Genomic DNA, 720 nt, shown 5'->3' on the forward strand with positions numbered 1-720 from the left:
TAAAATTGTAGGTTTCATTATTAATCCATGCAATGTGAATATGGGTCCTAAACTGTCCAGGAGCTTAAAGAAAAAGCAACCGGTCTATTGATCGGTTGCTTACTTTTTCTAATTAAACTATCGTTTTTTCGTTAGTTTAATCAGTCCAACGCCTGTTAACAAAAAGCTAAGCTACCGAAGCACATGCTCAGCTAATTAATGATTAATTATTATTCTGTCTTGCTTTAACGACTTTCGGTATTCGTTTCTCGTAAATTAATAATACATGTGAAATCAATTTTTCGCTCGGGATCTCGTTATCTTTCAAAATCGCATATATAAGGTTCAAGAAAGTTTTCGCTTCATTCTCTGTTAAACTTCCGATTGATTCCATGCTGTTATCATTCGGAAATTTTTCTTCTTTCGGCTCCATAGATATTCCTCCCTATCGAAGATTATTTATTCTCCCTACACGAAATTATATAGGCGTTCTTGACAAGCTAAGCCCTTTGAGTATAACGCTTTTAGTGATTGAATAGTTGCATTATCCTGCCGAGTAGCTTAAAGAAAAAGCAACCGGTCTATTGATCGGTTGCTTACATTTTCTTCTTGAACTATCGTTTTTTCGTTAGTTCAAATGAGTAGTTCATTTTTTTAATTGAGTAATTTTTCTTAGAATTACTACTGTACAGACAGATATAACACTAGCTAAGTATAAAAGAGCGTATGCTATAGCAGCAT

The 720-nt window shown here is 33.9% G+C and carries 1 protein-coding gene; it reads right to left on the reverse strand.

The genetic code is table 11. From position 1 onward, the window contains the following. Window positions 1-202: 202 nt before the first annotated feature. Entirely contained in the window at window positions 203-412 is a 210-nt protein-coding gene (locus PV403_RS24830; RefSeq protein ID WP_213532843.1) for a hypothetical protein, read from the reverse strand. Between the last annotated feature and the right edge of the window lie 308 nt (window positions 413-720).

Source organism: Paenibacillus sp. GYB006, assembly GCF_036577645.1.
GTDB lineage: Bacteria > Bacillota > Bacilli > Paenibacillales > Paenibacillaceae > Paenibacillus.

What these genes read in the sequence shown, in the direction of transcription:
- PV403_RS24830 (WP_213532843.1), bottom strand. Translation starts at nt 412, where the DNA reads ATGGAGCCGAAAGAAGAAAAATTTCCGAATGATAACAGCATGGAATCA.